This window comes from Bradyrhizobium sp. SZCCT0231 (assembly GCF_018130245.1).
Classification (GTDB): domain Bacteria; phylum Pseudomonadota; class Alphaproteobacteria; order Rhizobiales; family Xanthobacteraceae; genus Bradyrhizobium; species Bradyrhizobium japonicum_F.
This window is the reverse complement of sequence record NZ_JAFCKP010000010.1, coordinates 138,216-154,256: the sequence shown is the minus strand read 5'-3', so window position 1 is coordinate 154,256 and position 16,041 is coordinate 138,216. Positions and strand designations below refer to the sequence as shown.

Annotated in this window: 15 protein-coding genes; 4 read left to right on the top strand and 11 right to left on the bottom strand. The window is 55.9% G+C overall.

What is annotated here, in order from left to right; genetic code table 11:
• Positions 1-5 precede the first annotated feature (5 nt).
• The 5 genes from JQ566_RS22650 to JQ566_RS22630 form a co-directional block, all read right to left on the bottom strand.
• Positions 6-821 (bottom strand): FkbM family methyltransferase, encoded by an 816-nt coding sequence (locus JQ566_RS22650; protein WP_212375706.1) that lies wholly within the window; start codon positions 819-821, stop codon positions 6-8.
• Positions 822-984: 163 nt separating this feature from the next.
• The gene (locus tag JQ566_RS22645; protein WP_249139732.1) at positions 985-1,740 is read right to left on the bottom strand and encodes a class I SAM-dependent methyltransferase; all 756 of its coding nucleotides are present in this window, start codon (positions 1,738-1,740) and stop codon (positions 985-987) included.
• 105 nt (positions 1,741-1,845) lie between these two features.
• A complete protein-coding gene (locus tag JQ566_RS22640; protein ID WP_212375703.1) occupies positions 1,846-2,814 on the bottom strand; it encodes a class I SAM-dependent methyltransferase in 969 nt (322 codons plus the stop codon).
• A gap of 109 nt (positions 2,815-2,923) precedes the next feature.
• Complete coding sequence (locus JQ566_RS22635) at positions 2,924-3,916, bottom strand: glycosyltransferase family protein (protein ID WP_212375700.1); 993 nt, start codon at positions 3,914-3,916, stop codon at positions 2,924-2,926.
• A 47-nt stretch (positions 3,917-3,963) separates the two neighbouring features.
• Positions 3,964-4,770, bottom strand: coding sequence for a hypothetical protein (locus JQ566_RS22630; RefSeq protein ID WP_212375697.1), 807 nt, complete (start codon positions 4,768-4,770; stop codon positions 3,964-3,966).
• 140 nt (positions 4,771-4,910) lie between these two features.
• Between JQ566_RS22630 and JQ566_RS22625 the strand changes: the two genes are divergently transcribed.
• Together JQ566_RS22625 and JQ566_RS22620 are read left to right on the top strand one after the other, a co-directional pair.
• Positions 4,911-6,281, top strand: coding sequence for an O-antigen ligase family protein (locus tag JQ566_RS22625; protein ID WP_212375694.1), 1,371 nt, complete (start codon positions 4,911-4,913; stop codon positions 6,279-6,281).
• Positions 6,282-6,314: 33 nt separating this feature from the next.
• On the top strand, positions 6,315-7,394 hold the full coding sequence (locus JQ566_RS22620; protein WP_212375691.1) for a hypothetical protein: 1,080 nt from the start codon (positions 6,315-6,317) through the stop codon (positions 7,392-7,394).
• A 16-nt stretch (positions 7,395-7,410) separates the two neighbouring features.
• Here the strand turns inward: JQ566_RS22620 and JQ566_RS22615 are convergent, their stop codons facing one another.
• The 5 genes from JQ566_RS22615 to JQ566_RS22595 all read right to left on the bottom strand — a co-directional run bounded on the left by JQ566_RS22615 (position 7,411) and on the right by JQ566_RS22595 (position 12,754).
• Positions 7,411-8,535 carry a glycosyltransferase family 2 protein gene (locus JQ566_RS22615; RefSeq protein ID WP_212375688.1) on the bottom strand — a complete coding sequence of 375 codons (1,125 nt, stop codon included), beginning with the start codon at positions 8,533-8,535 and terminating at the stop codon, positions 7,411-7,413.
• A gap of 28 nt (positions 8,536-8,563) precedes the next feature.
• Positions 8,564-9,724: a hypothetical protein gene (locus JQ566_RS22610; RefSeq protein WP_212375686.1), complete on the bottom strand. Its 1,161-nt coding sequence runs from the start codon at positions 9,722-9,724 to the stop codon at positions 8,564-8,566.
• 41 nt (positions 9,725-9,765) lie between these two features.
• Positions 9,766-11,244 carry a lipopolysaccharide biosynthesis protein gene (locus tag JQ566_RS22605; RefSeq protein ID WP_212375683.1) on the bottom strand — a complete coding sequence of 493 codons (1,479 nt, stop codon included), beginning with the start codon at positions 11,242-11,244 and terminating at the stop codon, positions 9,766-9,768.
• A 62-nt stretch (positions 11,245-11,306) separates the two neighbouring features.
• Positions 11,307-11,960: a PIG-L deacetylase family protein gene (locus JQ566_RS22600; RefSeq protein WP_212375680.1), complete on the bottom strand. Its 654-nt coding sequence runs from the start codon at positions 11,958-11,960 to the stop codon at positions 11,307-11,309.
• On the bottom strand, positions 11,957-12,754 hold the full coding sequence (locus tag JQ566_RS22595; protein ID WP_212375677.1) for a sugar phosphate nucleotidyltransferase: 798 nt from the start codon (positions 12,752-12,754) through the stop codon (positions 11,957-11,959). The genes JQ566_RS22600 and JQ566_RS22595 overlap by 4 nt, the downstream gene beginning before the upstream one ends.
• Positions 12,755-12,993: 239 nt before the next feature.
• Here JQ566_RS22595 and rfbC point away from each other — a divergent pair, with 239 nt between their 5' ends.
• Both rfbC and JQ566_RS22585 read left to right on the top strand, forming a co-directional pair.
• A complete protein-coding gene (gene rfbC, locus JQ566_RS22590; protein WP_212375674.1) occupies positions 12,994-13,572 on the top strand; it encodes a dTDP-4-dehydrorhamnose 3,5-epimerase in 579 nt (192 codons plus the stop codon).
• A 58-nt stretch (positions 13,573-13,630) separates the two neighbouring features.
• The gene (locus JQ566_RS22585) at positions 13,631-14,974 is read left to right on the top strand and encodes an NAD(P)H-dependent oxidoreductase (RefSeq protein WP_212375671.1); all 1,344 of its coding nucleotides are present in this window, start codon (positions 13,631-13,633) and stop codon (positions 14,972-14,974) included.
• Between the two features lie 113 nt (positions 14,975-15,087).
• On the opposite strand, the gene JQ566_RS22580 is transcribed toward JQ566_RS22585, so the two are convergent.
• Complete coding sequence (locus JQ566_RS22580) at positions 15,088-15,711, bottom strand: acyltransferase family protein (protein WP_212375668.1); 624 nt, start codon at positions 15,709-15,711, stop codon at positions 15,088-15,090.
• Between the last annotated feature and the right edge of the window lie 330 nt (positions 15,712-16,041).

The following is a 16,041-nucleotide window of genomic DNA, read 5'->3' as shown; positions in this document are numbered from 1 at the left end:
ACCGTCTAGATCGGGTACCATCGCCGGCGCACAGTTTTCCAAAACGCAGACATCCTGCGCCTAGCTCGATTGGATGCCTTCACGTGTGCCTCTGTCAGGTACCAAGTGAAGGTTACGGATAGCGGTGCAGTTCCCGACCTAAAGCATCCCCGATCGTAGACGTAGGGGCGATAGCCGAGGTCAGACAGGAATTCAGTAACCGCCGGCGAAGCAAACGCACACATCAATGCAGGTCTCTGCTGCTGTAACGTTCCTAGCGCCCCCTTGAGGATATCCAGCTCCGCTCCCTGGGCATGAAGCTTGATGAGAGCCGGAGCCAGATCGAGAGAATCGAGAGCTTTGCACGTAACCCGATGCTCCCGAACCGTTAGCTTCTTTGCGTCAAAACGGTACATCCTTCCCGGATTCTTTAACCATTCCGTCGCCTCCTCGTAGGAAGTCGCAGCCATTCCGTCGCACTCCCATCGGCCGTATCTTGGAAGAAAGAAATCAATGACTCCGGAACTGCAGCCAAGCGCGCAATCGAGAACGGTCACGGCGTCATCTCGACGATGACGAAATGCAAGACGCTTCGCCGACCTCGGCTCGGGCTCGACGGCCACGATGTGGGAACTCGGCGCGAGCTTCTTGAACGCCGCCGTGCTTTGGCCCCGGTTTGCGCCCACGTCCACAATCAAGCCGCTTCCGATCTTGAGCAGTCTGACACCGAGAAACTCCCGCTTGAAAAGATACGGCGCGACACTGTCTTTGACGGCAAACCTCGTCGCCGCAACGCCGGGAACGTTGGCATAAAAATAGCGGGCTACTGCCTTCAAGTTCATAGTGCTCGACACTATCCTTGGAAAACATGTTTTGTGCAGCGGTCACAACTCCACACCTGAAGCAGAAAGAGGTTGCCACATTGACGATCAAGTGCCGCTCCACTCCTTCGTGCGGCCCGGCGCATCGAATGCAATAGTCCGCGGTCGGGCTCGGCGAGCGGCCTCATTCGGCAATCTTCCAGCTAACCGACTTCTGAGGTTCCTCGCTATCGATAGCCTCTCCAAGCATGATGTACTGCTTCGCCAGATGATGCTTCAACAGGCCGAAAGAAAGACGATGGAGCGTCTTTGCCTTGTAACCCTGCATTCCGGAAATCAGCCCCTTGGAGACCTTCAAACCCGCGGCGTTCATGAGCCCGACCGCCGAATTCTCGACAAAGAACCTGAGATGGGTGCGGTCCAGAATACCCGCCTCCTGATAGTCAAACTGGCGCTTGAACAGAAGTGGAATCGCAACACTGAGATGCGCGACATTTGGTACGGACACCACGACATGACCACCCGGCTCGAGCAGTCCTCGTACCTTCTGCAAAACAGTTGCCGAATCGACAAGATGCTCCAGGACGTCGAGCAGCAATATGAGATCATATTTCTTAAGCTGAGGCAGACATTCATCTATGCCGCCGATGATCGCAACATCCGCATTGCGGCTCAGCTCCGCGGCGACCGCGTCATTTATCTCGACGCCGGTCGTCACGGCGTTTGGGTAGATCGTCTTGATCCAGCTCAACGTCTGCCCGGAGGCGGCCCCAATCTCGAGGATGTTGGTTGCGGTCTTCGGCAGCAACGGTCGTATCTCGTGACGTACATGATGAAAGTAGCGACTCATGTTTGCTTCGGGCGCCAAGGCGCGTTGCTTCTTCAGATCGCTCAGCAGAGCAGCGCGGGGGCTTTCAACCGCATGTTCGAGGCTCCGCATCTTCCAAACCCTTCCAGTTGCCGTGTCCATCAAGAGCGGCCAAACCTTCGCTCGGAGAACTCCGGCTGGTGACCCAGTGCGTAACGCGTTGGCCTGCCCAGCCGGTCAATGCAGTTGCGTTGCCCCTTCAGCCTGCTTCAGTTCGCTCCTTGAGGGCGGCTTCGGCAATGCCGCGTCCGCTATCATTCTCGCAAAGTCGCTCGGGTCCACGGAATCCGGATCAATGACAATATGATCGGCCCGGTATTTGCGCCGAACCAGAGACGATTTGAAGTGGTATGAGAGGCTGCGAAAAACGAAAGGACTCATGACCTCATGAAGCATGCTCTTCCACCTCGGAATATTCTGTCTATCCCAGGCGGCCCAGCTTCCGGTAGCGAAGCTCGTCCACGTCGCATCGTAGTCTGACTGTTGTACGCTTAAGTCGGGAACGCCGCGGACCTTTCTCGAGAATACCACCAGCACCGTCTGCTCCTCAAAGGGGATCTGGTTCCTGCGGTTGAGCGCCACGGGCGGCTTGATCAGATGCCACCTCTTCGGGCGGGATGGCTTGATCAGAAAGACAGCGGTATCCTCGAAGCCATTTCGTTTGCTGAAAAGACTGTAGAAGAACTCGGGCGAGTACTGGTAAAGGCCGTGCGCGGGAAAGCCGTTTGCATTTGTCGCTATAAGGACGCGTCCGCCAGGCTTGACCAGGTTCACTATGTTGTCGACCACCTGAGCGACATCAAAGATGTGTTCGATCGACCCGAAGTCGAGGAACGTATCGAACTTTTCGTGCATATCGTTCGGTATCGGAAGATTGAAATCATGTATAAGCGATGCACCTTCGAAAGCTGAGGCGTCAATCGAGACGATGTTCTCGGCACCAAGCTTGCGAAGGAGCGGCTCGCAGTAGAGCCCTACTGCAATCGACTGATCGTACGCGAAGTTTGAATTCTTCTGAACCGCATTAAATTCCTGCTTCCAGAAATGAATCTCGTGTCTTCCGAGAGTGACCGTGTTCCGAAATTCGAATCCATAGACTCGGCTTGCGAAGCTGAGCGCACGGAGGCCCGTCAGATCGATGCCCACAACTCTCTCCCTCTGAACGCTGGACCATGACGTGGCGCCTCCTGCGAGGTCACGTCGTATCGCGGCCCATGACAATTCTCAATCTACAAATCTGTGCATTCGGTTGACATCATCGTGCCGGACTCCAAGCTTTGATAAAGCCGGACCGAGCATAGTAGACGCGTCTACGTGCGCCTCGAACCATTCGGAGACCTTCACGCACAAGCGAGGATGGAATCGAAGATGGCACGGCAACCGGACCCTGAGGCTCGAGCCATTCACGGATTTGCGGATGTCCGGGTACGAGCGTCTCGAGAAGCTTGTTCCAGAGCTTCGGCTCCATGGAGTCGTGAAAGTGAAGTACACTTACTCCCGTTATCTTTGCCCCGTCATAGTTTCTCGGCAGATAGCTACACAGGGGGAAGTTGCTTGAATCCGGGAGCGCTCGCCAAGCCAGCCCAAGCCGGATCACCGTCAAACCCAGCACGACTTGATCCATGAAGTGCACTTGCGAGTGTGTTCTGGCCACCTGCCGATCAAGAAACGTCTTGAAATCGGCGAGAAATTCTCTACCGAACCGCGTGCTGCGCCGGTACACGTAGAGCCCCGCATTCCAGTAGAACCTAATCCGGTGTCCATCGCCCGTCTGGAGCCATGGAAGGTCGTCAGCAACTCTTCCGATGAGTGCAGCGGACCGTTCCCAGAACGGGTCATTTGTATCGGTTACCCCCCTCGACCCGATCACCCCGGCATCCGGAGCGCTCGCGAGGAAATCTACCCCGGGGGGAAGTTCAAGACCGTTGGGCTCACGCAGGAACAGGATATCACTGTCGATCCACGCAATCGCCTCTGTCGTGACTCTGCTCTCGACGGCAGCAATCGCCTCCGCCTTATTCATATAATGGTGCCAGACATACGGATTATCGGGAAAGACGCGTACATGCTTGATCCCAAGCTCCTCCATTCGGCGATGCGTCTCTCGCGTGAGAGCCGGAGTAAACCGAGGCGTGACGGCAATAACTTCCAGGTTTGCAAAGCGGCCGCCGAAGCGCCGAAGGCTCTCCACCATGCGCAGCGTAAGGGGCTCCAGCATCCCTGACTCGATGCAGACCACAATCGTCATCGAAGGCTGCCTACCAGCAGCATTGTCCTGCTTCTGCACGGCACCAGTCAGGCAATCGGCCAAATGGCATCCTCACTTGCTTGTGCAAATCCGAGCTCCCTCGCCTTCGCTTCAGGACACTCGAACTTGGGGTTTTGCGTGGGCGCGCTCAGTATGGCCCTGTACCTCAGCCGGAGACGACGAAGCAGCAGCGGCAGGGGATTCCGGGTCAACTGAACGATCACCGTCGGCCAGGGAAGTTGCGCCCTCCACTTCCGAATCATGAAGCGGTAGGCAGTCAGGTAGGAGTGGTCGAGACGAAGAGTTGCCTTGCTGTTGTGGATAATCGGCAGGTCGATCACATAGGATTTCATGCCGGCCCTCTTTGCCTCCAGCACGATGTCCGTTCCGTACAGGTGGAAGGAGGGCAGGCTCGGATCGAACAGGGTGCCCGCGGCGCGGCGCACAATCAAAACGACCTCATCGAGACTCGCAGCAGGGCGAGGTCGGTCAAATCGCCCGCCGCATACGGTGCCCAGGCCGGAATCCCACAAATGCGCAACGAATTCTCCGTCGGGCGTCATGCCGCAGATACCGGCGACAGCCCAGGACGGGTCAATCGAATTCAATCCCTCGCAAGCTGCCCGCAATGCCATAAACCAGCCCTCGGGAAAATAGACGTCCTGATGGGCGAACACGACGATATCCGACCTGGCCGCCGCGAGTGCCTGGTGATATGCCGCTGATGCAGCCGTGGCCCCCCAGATAACGGAAACCTTAATACGGCTATCCGCGAGTTCTGGAGATCGTTTCAGATTTCGAGCAAGTGTCGCTTGCTCGTTGGCGACGCAATAAACCTCTATCGAGCAGGTCATTTCCCACCTTTGGCCGCATGGCCAACCAAATTAAATATACTGCTGCAAGATTTATTATCAACATATTATTTGGCGGCCGACATTAAATAATATATCGTTTATTCTGATCTCAGTTAATGTTTTCAGATCGAGAAGGGCTCATGTCGTTCTACGGCCTCAATGGATCCGGCTTGGCGGAGAGTGGACCGCCACTCCAGGCCGGTACGCTTGAAAGGAGAACCGCGACAGGTTCAAATGGATGGGTGGCATGGCTGCTATTGCTCGGGTGCGCCATGCCCTCGTACATGACGATGTACGTGGGGGGTGCCAAGTTCATTCCGGCGCGGATTGTAATCTCCTTGCTGCTGGTTCCTGCCCTGGCCGAGCTGTTTCAAACAGGGCGACGGCTATGCGCATCAGATTTCTTCGTATGCGCCGCGTCAGCTTGGATGTTTGTGGCGGTACTGCAGACGGATGAAGGGTGGTCTTCCGCGGCCGCTCTGGTCCTCGAATTTTCCGGCGGCTACGTCGTAGCTCGCGCTTACTTTTTTGGGCACCAGGGATTGGAGACTTTTGTCCGAGTCCTGAAGCCTGTTACCGCAGCGATCGTTGCTGTTGCGTTCCTGGAGCATCTCACCCGGCACAATGTCGTCGCGGCCCTTATGGGCTTGCAGAGCACGGGCTATGAATATCGTTACGGCTTGCTGCGAGCGACCTCAACATTTCCTCACGCGATCCTATTCGGCTCGTTCTGCGCCGTTGCCGGCGCCATCTTTCTATACTCCGAACGCAGCTTCCTTGGTCGAACTTTGTATTGCGGCCTTTGCCTTTTTGGATGTGTCCTATCAATGTCTTCGGCACCGCTGATAGCGTTCGGGATTGTGCTATCCGTCTATTGTTACGATCAGATGCTGCTGGGGTACCGCTGGAGATGGCACGCTTTGGTGGCAAGCCTCTTCATGTTCCTTGGAATCGTATTTCTGGCCGCCAATAAGCCAATCTCTTGGATCGTTGCAAATCTGACGCTCGACCCAGCTACCGGATATTTCCGCGTCGCGACTTGGGAAAGCGCCAGTTACTATATCGACCTCTCTCCTTATGTGGGGTACGGATTTGGCTCGTACGCCTCCCCCGATGATTTCTTTGGCAATGCCTCAGTCGACAGCGTTTGGCTGACCTTGGCGCTCCGGTTTGGTATCCCCTTGGTCATATTCATTCTGCTAGCGAATATTGCAGCATTCTTTCCGTCCAGGCGGACCGTCAGCATTCCGCACAACTACGATGCTTGCATGAGCAATATGCGTACGGCATTCACATTGGGCCTCGCAATGTTCATGTTCGTGGGATTGACAGTCCATTATTGGAACAACAGCTGGATACTCTGGGGAATATGGATCGGCATCCGCGCATCGCTGAAGGAGGAATCCGTCGCAGCAGCCGAGAGCCCCCTACTCGACCGCCAAAGGATGGCTAACGCCGATCGTGACCTCACCGTCGGGCACGCAACGCGGGGATTCTATGCGTCCAGGTAACGAACCGCGCCGGGCAAGGCCCCCGCTTCCAACATGACAGCCCGCTATATTAAACCTCTTCTCGCGTTCGCGCTGCCTTGGTCGATAGTCGCTAGCCAGGCGCAGAACGTTCCGTCTGGAGATATGCGCCCGCCGGAGCGCGCCGCAATCGACAAATCCGCCCTCGACGACGGCTCCTCATACGCGCCCACTTGTACAATTCAGTATCCATCTCTCCTGACCAAGTACAGATTCCGTCCGCAGTGGAGCGTAGCGGGTGTGGACTATTGCGTTGGCTATTCGACGAATACTCCTATCAAGGATCCGGCAACGATCTCGATGGCTGGCGTATCGCTCGACGTGGCTCAGAAGAGCATCACGGTGACAGGCGACAACGTTACGCTCGACGGTTATGATTTCGGCGGCTGGTCGGTTGTGACTACCGCAGCGAACACCAGCCTTATCAACTCGAAATTCGATGGTCTGAATCCAGGCGGCCCGCAGAATAGCGTCATCAGCGGTACACCGTCCTCCTCCAATCTGCGCATCGTCAATTGCATCATTGACGGCCTGAGCGGGGGCGGACGTGCAGAATTCCTGATCGAGATGGAAGGGCCCGGCCTCACGATCGAATATTCGTGGCTGAAGAATTCCAACTCCGACCTCATTGGCCGCCATGGCCGAGACGGCGGCAATATCATCATTCGCTACAATGTGCTGGAACAGGCTGGAATGCGCGGCCCAGGGACCCACGGCGACTATCTGCAGGTTTACGGACCGACCGTGGAAGCCACCCGGATCCTTTACAACACCGCGGTCCAGAATGGCGGCAGTACTCAAGGGTTCATTGCCGATAACACAAATTCGGGCGAATTTGGCTGCAATACCCTGATCGGCAGCGTCACCTACTGGATGTCCGTATCCGGTCCGGGGACCAACGCCGCCAATCTGTCCGGCATCTTCTCCACGCACGACAACTATTTTGATGTGACAAGAGCCTTCGGCTTCAACTATCCGGCAGCCGGGCCGAACGACCGCTACTCAAAGACCGTTTTCACAAACAACGTAAACATGGTAACCGGGCGGGTCGTCCAGGACTCCACCAGCCCGAAGCCGAAACCGTCACGTCCGTGACTTCGCGCATCGCTGGTTACGCTTTCAAAGTGAACTTCCTCTTGAAGCGGCGAAGCCCGCTAATAACCGGTGCAGGAAGAACCAGCCAGCAGATCAGTCCCGTGGCGGCGAACGTGTCTTGTGCCCGCAAGGCTACCAGGTGGCGCCCCCATTGCCTCAGCACTGGAAGTAGTTCGCGAAACCGAGCGCCCCGCTTGCGATACGAGGTAATGATCCCGATGGTCTCCCGGGCCAGGAAATGTCTGGCTCGCAATTGCAACTGATGGCGCCTTCGTTCATTCCCGATTCTGTGCTCGGCGGTGACTGTTATAAGATCAACCAGTTTCTTGAGATCCTCTAGGTGGCTCTCGAGCGCAAGACGAGATGTCTGCGTGGCGTCGTGAATGGAATAGGAGCCACAGCTTTCATTGATGAAGCCTGCCTTGCCCTCCAACAGTAGGGGGAGATGCCTTGCAAGATCACTCGCGAACGGCCATCCTGCCGGGAATCCTCCCCAGGCCCGAAGTCTCTCGGTACGAATTATCGTGGTGCAACCCTGCACCATGATGCGCCGTTGCAGATATTCATCGAGGACATCCACGCCGTCCCAGATTCCAGTTCTCAGATTTCGACTAGCCTGTGGTGGCAAGATGCGCCCCGACGCGACGATCCGGGCCTCACCCAATGCCATCACGATCGGCACTTCGGGCTCTCTTCGGATCAGGGAAATGCATCGCTCCAATAGCCAGGGCGCTATTCTGTCGTCGTCTGGAACAAATACGATATAGTCCCCCCTCGCCTGTGCCACGCAAGCATTCCAATTTGGGGTCGCACCTATGTTCTTCGGCTGGCGCACGAAGCGTAGTCTTTCGTCCTTGAATTGGCTCAGAACCAGGGCAGTTTCATCGGTCGACGCATTGTCCGACACGAGCACTTCAAAACGTGGATACGACTGACTCAGCGCCAGGCGAATACAGTCCTGCAACCACGCAGCTCGATTGAACGTAGGAATGGCAATGGTCACTAGAGGGTCGGACCAGCGTGAGACGGAATCCGGTCCCGCTATGGCATCTTCAATTCCCGGCCGCTGCAGACTGACAGGACGGGCTGAATTCTCGATCTCGCTTGAAGCTCGCATGGCGAACTCGAAAACCTGTGTCATTCCACGGGTCGCGATTGGCGACGACGGATCAATGTTCCATCGCCCCTATTTTTCCGGCATCCGAGACCGCGTGGGGCCCATCAACTAGCTCTAATCGCGATCTCTCTTTTAAACGACCATCAGCCGCGAGTCCCTGCTCGTGCGTTGTGTCAGTAACCCTTTCAAGCCACACTTCACGCCACCACGAATAGATGCTCCTCGGGCAGAACATTTTACAATTGCTGTATCGAGATCTACACCAAACGTCCTCCAAGATCACCGCCGGCGTCTTGAGTGACCTCATCCTTCCGGTCTTCTCATCGATGAATCTCGTCATCCGTGTCTTGACCCTGTAGAGACCGCCGCAATATGGAACCAGCTCTGCATCAAAGGCCATGCCTCTATTTATGTTTTCGGCATCGACGGTCGCAAGAATTTCCTTGTAGGTCTTCACTCTCACCAATTCACCAGGCTGGAGGTTTAAGGTGACAGTGGGCGTCTCATGCCGATGAGGTATCTTTCCCTTCCACCTCGGAAACGGAATACCGCCTCGCAACTCCTGGAAAAAATCGTAAGCTAGGCGGGAAACGTGACCCAGTCGTGCCCTCTTGGCCAGTGCAAGATGCCAGTAGGCCAGGTATACGAACCCGCATGCGATCCTCCCCAAGCTGGCGTTCCTCGAGGTGTAATCCTCCACGTATTGCCTGGCGTCCCACCATCGCGCCAACGTCGTAAAGCGGGGCAATTCGGTTGCCTGGCAAGAGTAGCGGATTTCTGCATCCGCGGCGCTATCGCCGATGCGCGTCCCCCGAAGGACGTCTTCCTCTGTACATTGGCCTTTATCAGCGGATTGTCCGACGCATTCGCTCCGATGATCTGGTGAACTAACCACGGCGTTTGCGCTTTCGTTGATGGGCCTGAGCCAGGCCTCCTTCCAGAAAATGAGGCATGCAGCTTGGCAGCCACCATACGCCTCACCGTCGCATCGGAGTTCAAGATGGATTCCATTCGGCAGCCATCTGCCACCCGTGTTTGTGACGGTGTCGCAAGTCTTGTGGGAGCGCTTGTAGACCTTGAACCGCTTACCACAATACTTGAACATTTGCGGCATGAACGGCAGCCCGTCGAAGCGGCCATTGCTGTCGAGCGTGCTGAGGATCTCCTCCTTGGTCCGCACCTCTACCCAGTCGCCCGCTCTCAGCTTAGTCATCTTACCCTCCAAATGCGGTGGCCGTCGTCCACTCTCCGAACCTAGCCCGTTCGTTTTTCATGAGCTCTCATGGAAAGTGCGCCCTGTAGTTCCTTGAACAGATCGAAGTAGACTGTCTTCTGTCCCATTAGAAACAGCAGTATCCAGAGATAGATTGCGGCGATAATGCCGCCTCCAAGAAGGAGCCTCAAGAAATGCGACTCCAAACCACCAAGATAGAGTTGGACTACAAGAGCTACTGCCGCCGCCGCCACACCTGCGATCAATGGCCGGCCTGCTGCGAAAAGTAGATCTCGCGGAGAAATCAAAGTTCCGTGCAAGCACCAGAAAATGTGTGGGATGAGCCACAATACCATCGCGGCGGAATAGGCGAACGCGACCCCCGTCGGACCGTAGGGCAATCCGATGAGGTAGGACGCAATGACCAGCGGAGCGATCACTAATGCAATCTTCAGACTTCGCACTTGTAGGCCCGCCGAATACAACAACCAAGCAAGGGGATTGATAATGCCGAATACCAAGATCGTCGGTGTCAACAGGCGAAAGATGATTTCCGTATCTCTCCACTTCGGCCCAAGCACGACCTCGACGATGTCATCCACGAACACCGCGCAGAAGACCGTGATGGGTAACGTCAACGACAGGACGACCGTATAACCCTTCAGGAAGTAGCTCTTCAGTCGAGGCAGATCGTTCTGAATTCGCGACAATCCCGAAAACGCAACGCCTCCAATCGCGGCGTTAAGCTCTGCCGTCGGCAGATTGACCAGCCGATATCCCCGTTCATAGATCCCAAGAGCATCGGCTCCCCAGTATCGGCCAAGGAGCAACTTCTCGAAGTTATAGGCAACGTACACCACAAGAGAATTCAGGGTCACTATCCCGCCAAAGCTCAACATGCCGCGGACTCCGGCCGTCCGGCGCGGTGGGCCGGGGATCCACCCCGTGGCCACCCATACGCACACGGTGTAGACCACGGTCGAAATCAGTGTCATCCCTAGGATGGCCCAGTATCCCAAGCCGCCAACGGCCATAGCTACTCCGGCCGCAAAGCTCGCCACTTGTGAGAGCACTTCAATGACTGTCAACGTTGTGTACCGCAGTTGACGCTGAAGCAGCGCTGAATGTTGCACCGCTACGGCGCTCAGAAAAAATCCCAACCCCGCCACGACAGTCAGCCAGAACAGACGAGGCTCATGGTAGAATTTCACGAGAGCAGGCGCGGTTGCCGCGCAGAGGAGGGCAAGCACCATTCCGAGCCCTAGATTGACCCAGAATAATGTCGACATCTGCTCGTTGGTGACTGTGTCTTGCTGGACTGTGGCCGAGGACAATCCTGCCGTTGTGAAGAGTTGGAGAATCCCGGTGACGGCGGTTGTCATCGCAACCAATCCGAAATCCTGCGGATCAAGCAAGCGCGCGAGGGCGGCCATGACACTAAGTCGAAGAGCGAAATTCGCCGCCTGGCCGCCAAGTCGGACCACGCCGCCGCGAATTATCATCCCCTTGAGATTGTCCATTCCAATACCCGTAGAACAGAGTTCGGCATCGGCTCGCTCTTGGACGCTTCACCAACGCCTTGTCACGACAGTGCAAGCTTGTTCGCTACAAATGCTTCAGCGTACTTATCCGGCGCCCGGCATTCCATGCCCCGCAGCCGCGCCAAGCCGCGGAAGACCTCCGGATCGAACCATTGTTTGGAACGCTGGCTGCCAAAGTGCGACATCAGCAGGTCGATTTTTCGTTGCAATGCTCCCGCTGAAACGGGCGCATACATATTCGGTCGACCGATGTCTCCATCCCATTTGGGAATCTCGTACTCGAGAATGGAATGATCTCTGAATGTATTCCAGGTTAAACGCGACACCTGACGATGATCCTGATGGGCGTCGTCTCCGCGGTGCGTAAGGATCAGATCCGGCTCGACGCGTCGCTTCAACGCCTCGAACCACTTCTTGATCTCGTCACCCTGCTCTGGAAAGAAGCCGTCTCGAAAGGACATTGCTTCAATTTGAGAACGAGCTGCATCGGACACGAATTCAGCCGCAGACGCCCTCGCCTCACTCTCACGTTCGCCTGGCGCGCTAAGTACACACCAATGCACGTCAAGCCGAACGCCACGCGCCATCAAATTCAGAATCGTCGCACCAGCACCTATCTCGATGTCATCCGAGTGCGCACCAAGACAAAGGATCGAGAGACGCTCTCCGGGCGCGGCAAGTTGAAACGCCTTCATGAAGCCGCCTGCGTGCGTGCTTCCGGAAGAACCTTCCAGGGCATTTCGCCCCGCTCAATCATCTCCTCAAGAACCTGCCGGTCCCGCAGCGTATCCATCGCTCGCCAGAAACCCTCGTACTTGTAGGCCATGAGCTTTCCGGCCTCGATCAGGCGATTAAATGGTTCGAGCACAAGCTCCTCACCCTCACGGATGTAGTCGAAGATCTCCTTCCGGAAGATGAAGTAGCCCCCATTGATCCAGATCTCGGACTGCTGACTGGAGCGGAAACGCTTGACTGTGTCTCCGCCATTGAATTCAGCCAGGTGAAAATTGAACGGAGGATGCACGGCGACAAAACATCCGACCATTCCGCTCTTCTTGAACCGCTGGACTATTTCAGGCAACGGCGCGTCAGTCAGACCATCACTGTAGTTTGCGAGAAAGACATCCTCGTTCTCAACGAGGGAACGCACCGCCATCAAGCGCTGACCGATGTTTCGCCAAATGCCGGTGTCAACAAGCGCGACCTGCCAATCCGGCGGCTGCTCGCCTATTACCTCAACCTTCCTACCGAAGTTGGAAACAACGCAATCGCTGTGAGCCCAGCGATCCGAGTTGAGGAAGTACTCCTTGATCACATTGGCCTTGTAGCCCAGGCACAGTATGAAATCGCGATGACCATACTGACTATAGTATTGCATAATATGCCACAGCATCGGGTATTGGCCGACGGGTACCATGGGCTTCGGAATGCTTTCAGAATATTCTCGGATGCGGGTCCCGAGCCCCCCACAGAACAGCACAACTTTCATGGCCAGCGCTTCCCATGTTCCTGCCGACCATTTCGGTCGCTACAGGTCGCCAAAAGCGGATCCTGCAAGTCTCGATTTAAATACATAACTCTCGACAATTGAATATCGGCATTTTATATAGCGAGCTATATTAATCAATATTTTTTTGAAAACAATTTTGAAATTCCACTCTTAAGCATTATTATCGTTGACATTTCGATGCGCTTGAACGCAGGCCGGGCAATTATGGAGGAAGCGGAGTGATTATAATCGAAACCAAGCTTAAAGGAGCTTACATTATCGATATTGAACGCCGCGCGGATCCGCGCGGCTTTTTTGCGCGAGCCTTTTGCCAGAGGGAATTCAGGACCCTCGGCCTCAATCCTGTCATCGTGCAGGCGAATATCGCGTCAAATATCCGGCGGGGAACCCTGCGCGGCATGCACTTTCAATTTCCCCCGGCGTCGGAGACGAAACTGGTTCGTTGCACGCGTGGCGCCATCCTTGACATTATCGTCGACCTGCGCCCCGAAAGCCCGACCTACCTGCAGCATGTCGCTGTCGAACTGAACGAGAGCAACCAGCGGGCGCTCTACGTGCCGGAACGCTTTGCTCACGGTTATCAGACTCTCGTCGACAACACCGAGACCAGTTACCAGGTGGGAGAGTTCTATACCCCCGAGGCGGAGAGCGGGCTGATGTATAACGATCCTCGGCTCGGACTGACGTGGCCGCTTCCCGTTTCCGTGATCTCGGATAAGGATCAGAAATTTCGCTTACTCAGCGAGGTCGAATCCGAACTGAAAGGGCGAATGGAACTCGCCGGCGCCGAAAGTTGACACCCAAAGCACGTTGCCCGCAGCCCTTACCGACCCCTTCCAGCTGAAAGACTCTACGATGATACTCGTCGACCACGCCCTAAACGCCCGGCATGCGGCGGGAAAGCCAATTCGCGTCGGCCTTCTCGGCGCGGGCTTCATGGCTCAGGGGCTTACCAATCAAATAAACAACAGTGTTCCCGGAATGCAGGTCGTTGCCATCTATAGCCGAAAGCCCCAGCGCGGGCGTGACGTGTTCGGCTATTCCGGCCAGACCGACGTCGTTGACGTGGACAGCCAAGGGCAGCTGGACAGAGCCATTGCCGCTGGCGTTCCAGCGGTCACTGAGGACGCGCTCCTACTCGCCAGATCGGACCTGGTCGACGTGATCGTCGACGTGACCGGATCGGTGGAGCTCGGCGCCCAAGTCGCGCTGGAAGCCTTCAAACACCAGAAAACCGCCGTCCTCATGAACGCCGAGATTGACGCTACGATCGGACCGATCTTGCAGGTCTATGCAAAGAAGTACGGCGGCACCCTGTCCGCATGCGATGGCGACGAACCGGGAGTGCAAATGAACCTGGTTCGATGGGTAAAGGGGCTAGGCCTGATCCCACGCGTTGTCGGCAACATCAAGGGACTTCAAGATCCGTATCGCAACCCCACCACGCAGAAGGGATTTGCCGAGCAATGGGGACAGAACCCAGCCATGGTCACCAGCTTCGCCGACGGATCCAAGATCAGCTTCGAGCAAACGATCGTGGCCAATGCTACTGGCTTCAAGGTCAGATCACGCGGCATGTCGCGCGGGCTGGAATATCGCGGCGACGTCTTGAAGATCGGCACACTCTACGACATAGACGAGGTCCGCGCCCTGGGCGGAATCATCGACTATCTCGTCGGCACGCCGCTGACTAAGGTCTATGTGCTGGCCGAGCACACCGATCCAAAGCAACAGAAGTATTTGAGCTTGTACAAAATGGGTGAGGGCCCCTTGTACTCGTTCTTCACCCCATATCACCTCGTTCATTTCGAAGTGCCGAACTCGATAGCCCGTGCGTTTCTTTTCAAAGATTTGGTCGCCCCACCCATCGCCGGTCCGGTTGTCGAGGTCTGTGCTGTCGCCAAGCGTGATTTGGAGGCGGGCGAGGTCCTCGATGAATATGGGATGTACATGACCTATGGTGAGGCTGTGAACTCCGAGGAAATGAGCCAAATGCAATACCTTCCTGAAGGTCTCGTGGAAGGTTGCAAGTTGCGGCACGCAGTCAAAAAGGATGCAGTCCTGACCTATGCGGATGTTGATTTGCCGCCGGGGCGCTTGGCCGACAAGCTGCGTGCGGAACAGTATAAGCACTTCAACGGAGACACTTGGCTTGAGCACCGGATCACCCGGGATGCCTCGTTCGCTCTCACCGCGTGAAGGGCCGGATGACGGCTACCGAGCCATGTGAAGCAGGCTTGAGTCAGCGTCGCGAGGAGTCTGCCCGCTCGCGTTATGCGTTGTCCTGAGCGACCGGATCTTCGCGTGAATGTTCATTCAGAAGCCACACCCGACGCGATCGGCGGCTGCATCCAAGCCGCTGCGCGTCTTCCCATCTTGATCCCCGGCAGTTCAATGTATCGATACGTGAGTTCTGAAACGGTTATCGTGGCGGGTATGCTCAGGCATGAAAGCAGCAACATCTCAGGAGCAGTCCCGGAGTAGCGGAAGACGAGCCAAACGATTGCTGAAATGACCGGATAGTGACAGAGAAAGATGGAATAGGAGCGCGAACCAAAATATTGCGTCACGGGATTCATGAGCGCGCAAGTGTATATATTGCCAGCAGGACCCGGCCGTTCATGGCACTTCTGCGGAAGACCAAAAAATACAAACAACCAGATCAGGAACGGTCGCAGTTCACTGCGCAATGGAAAAAGGATGATCGCCAGAGCCGCGGCAGGAACGAGCCAATTATGATCTTGCACATACGGGTAGGTCAATCGGCTGAGAATTCCCATCACGAAGTAGCTAGTTGCGAGCGGCAGCGCTCCGGGCTGAACGGTGCCGGCAAGACTCTTGAACCAGAATTCAGCGCGACACCCTTTCCATACTTCCGTTAAATCGAACTGGATGGCACTTGTCGCTAACATTGGTCCGGAGAATGTTATTTCCATTTATCGGGATTTTGACGTCTGGTCATTAACAAAGCTAAATCTTTCGCTTCTGCTCAAAATATGGTGACGACTATCGCGACAAATCCCAAGGCGCGATTGCTGCTCGGCTTATAGTCCTAGTGAAGCTCAGCCGGCCACTACTCGAGAGATTCCGACATTTGGTGATTTTCAAGAGGACGCGACCTTGCAATGCCTTACCCGCGACATTTGTCGGCAAATTCGGCGAATGACGCCCTCTACATGACGATCGCCAACGCGTCGTGCTGGCCGAAGCAACGCCCGAATCCAGGTAGCGAGCGCGGGCCCGCCCTAGCGGAACCGCGGGGCGCG

Coding starts and splice junctions, on each gene's coding strand:
- JQ566_RS22650 (WP_212375706.1), bottom strand. CDS start 821: ATGAACTTGAAGGCAGTAGCCCGCTATTTTTATGCCAACGTTCCCGGC.
- JQ566_RS22645 (WP_249139732.1), bottom strand. CDS start 1,740: ATGCGGAGCCTCGAACATGCGGTTGAAAGCCCCCGCGCTGCTCTGCTG.
- JQ566_RS22635 (WP_212375700.1), bottom strand. CDS start 3,916: ATGACGATTGTGGTCTGCATCGAGTCAGGGATGCTGGAGCCCCTTACG.
- JQ566_RS22630 (WP_212375697.1), bottom strand. CDS start 4,770: ATGACCTGCTCGATAGAGGTTTATTGCGTCGCCAACGAGCAAGCGACA.
- JQ566_RS22625 (WP_212375694.1), top strand. CDS start 4,911: ATGTCGTTCTACGGCCTCAATGGATCCGGCTTGGCGGAGAGTGGACCG.
- JQ566_RS22620 (WP_212375691.1), top strand. CDS start 6,315: ATGACAGCCCGCTATATTAAACCTCTTCTCGCGTTCGCGCTGCCTTGG.
- JQ566_RS22615 (WP_212375688.1), bottom strand. CDS start 8,535: ATGACACAGGTTTTCGAGTTCGCCATGCGAGCTTCAAGCGAGATCGAG.
- JQ566_RS22610 (WP_212375686.1), bottom strand. CDS start 9,724: ATGACTAAGCTGAGAGCGGGCGACTGGGTAGAGGTGCGGACCAAGGAG.
- JQ566_RS22605 (WP_212375683.1), bottom strand. CDS start 11,244: ATGGACAATCTCAAGGGGATGATAATTCGCGGCGGCGTGGTCCGACTT.
- JQ566_RS22600 (WP_212375680.1), bottom strand. CDS start 11,960: ATGAAGGCGTTTCAACTTGCCGCGCCCGGAGAGCGTCTCTCGATCCTT.
- JQ566_RS22595 (WP_212375677.1), bottom strand. CDS start 12,754: ATGAAAGTTGTGCTGTTCTGTGGGGGGCTCGGGACCCGCATCCGAGAA.
- JQ566_RS22585 (WP_212375671.1), top strand. CDS start 13,631: ATGATACTCGTCGACCACGCCCTAAACGCCCGGCATGCGGCGGGAAAG.
- JQ566_RS22580 (WP_212375668.1), bottom strand. CDS start 15,711: ATGGAAATAACATTCTCCGGACCAATGTTAGCGACAAGTGCCATCCAG.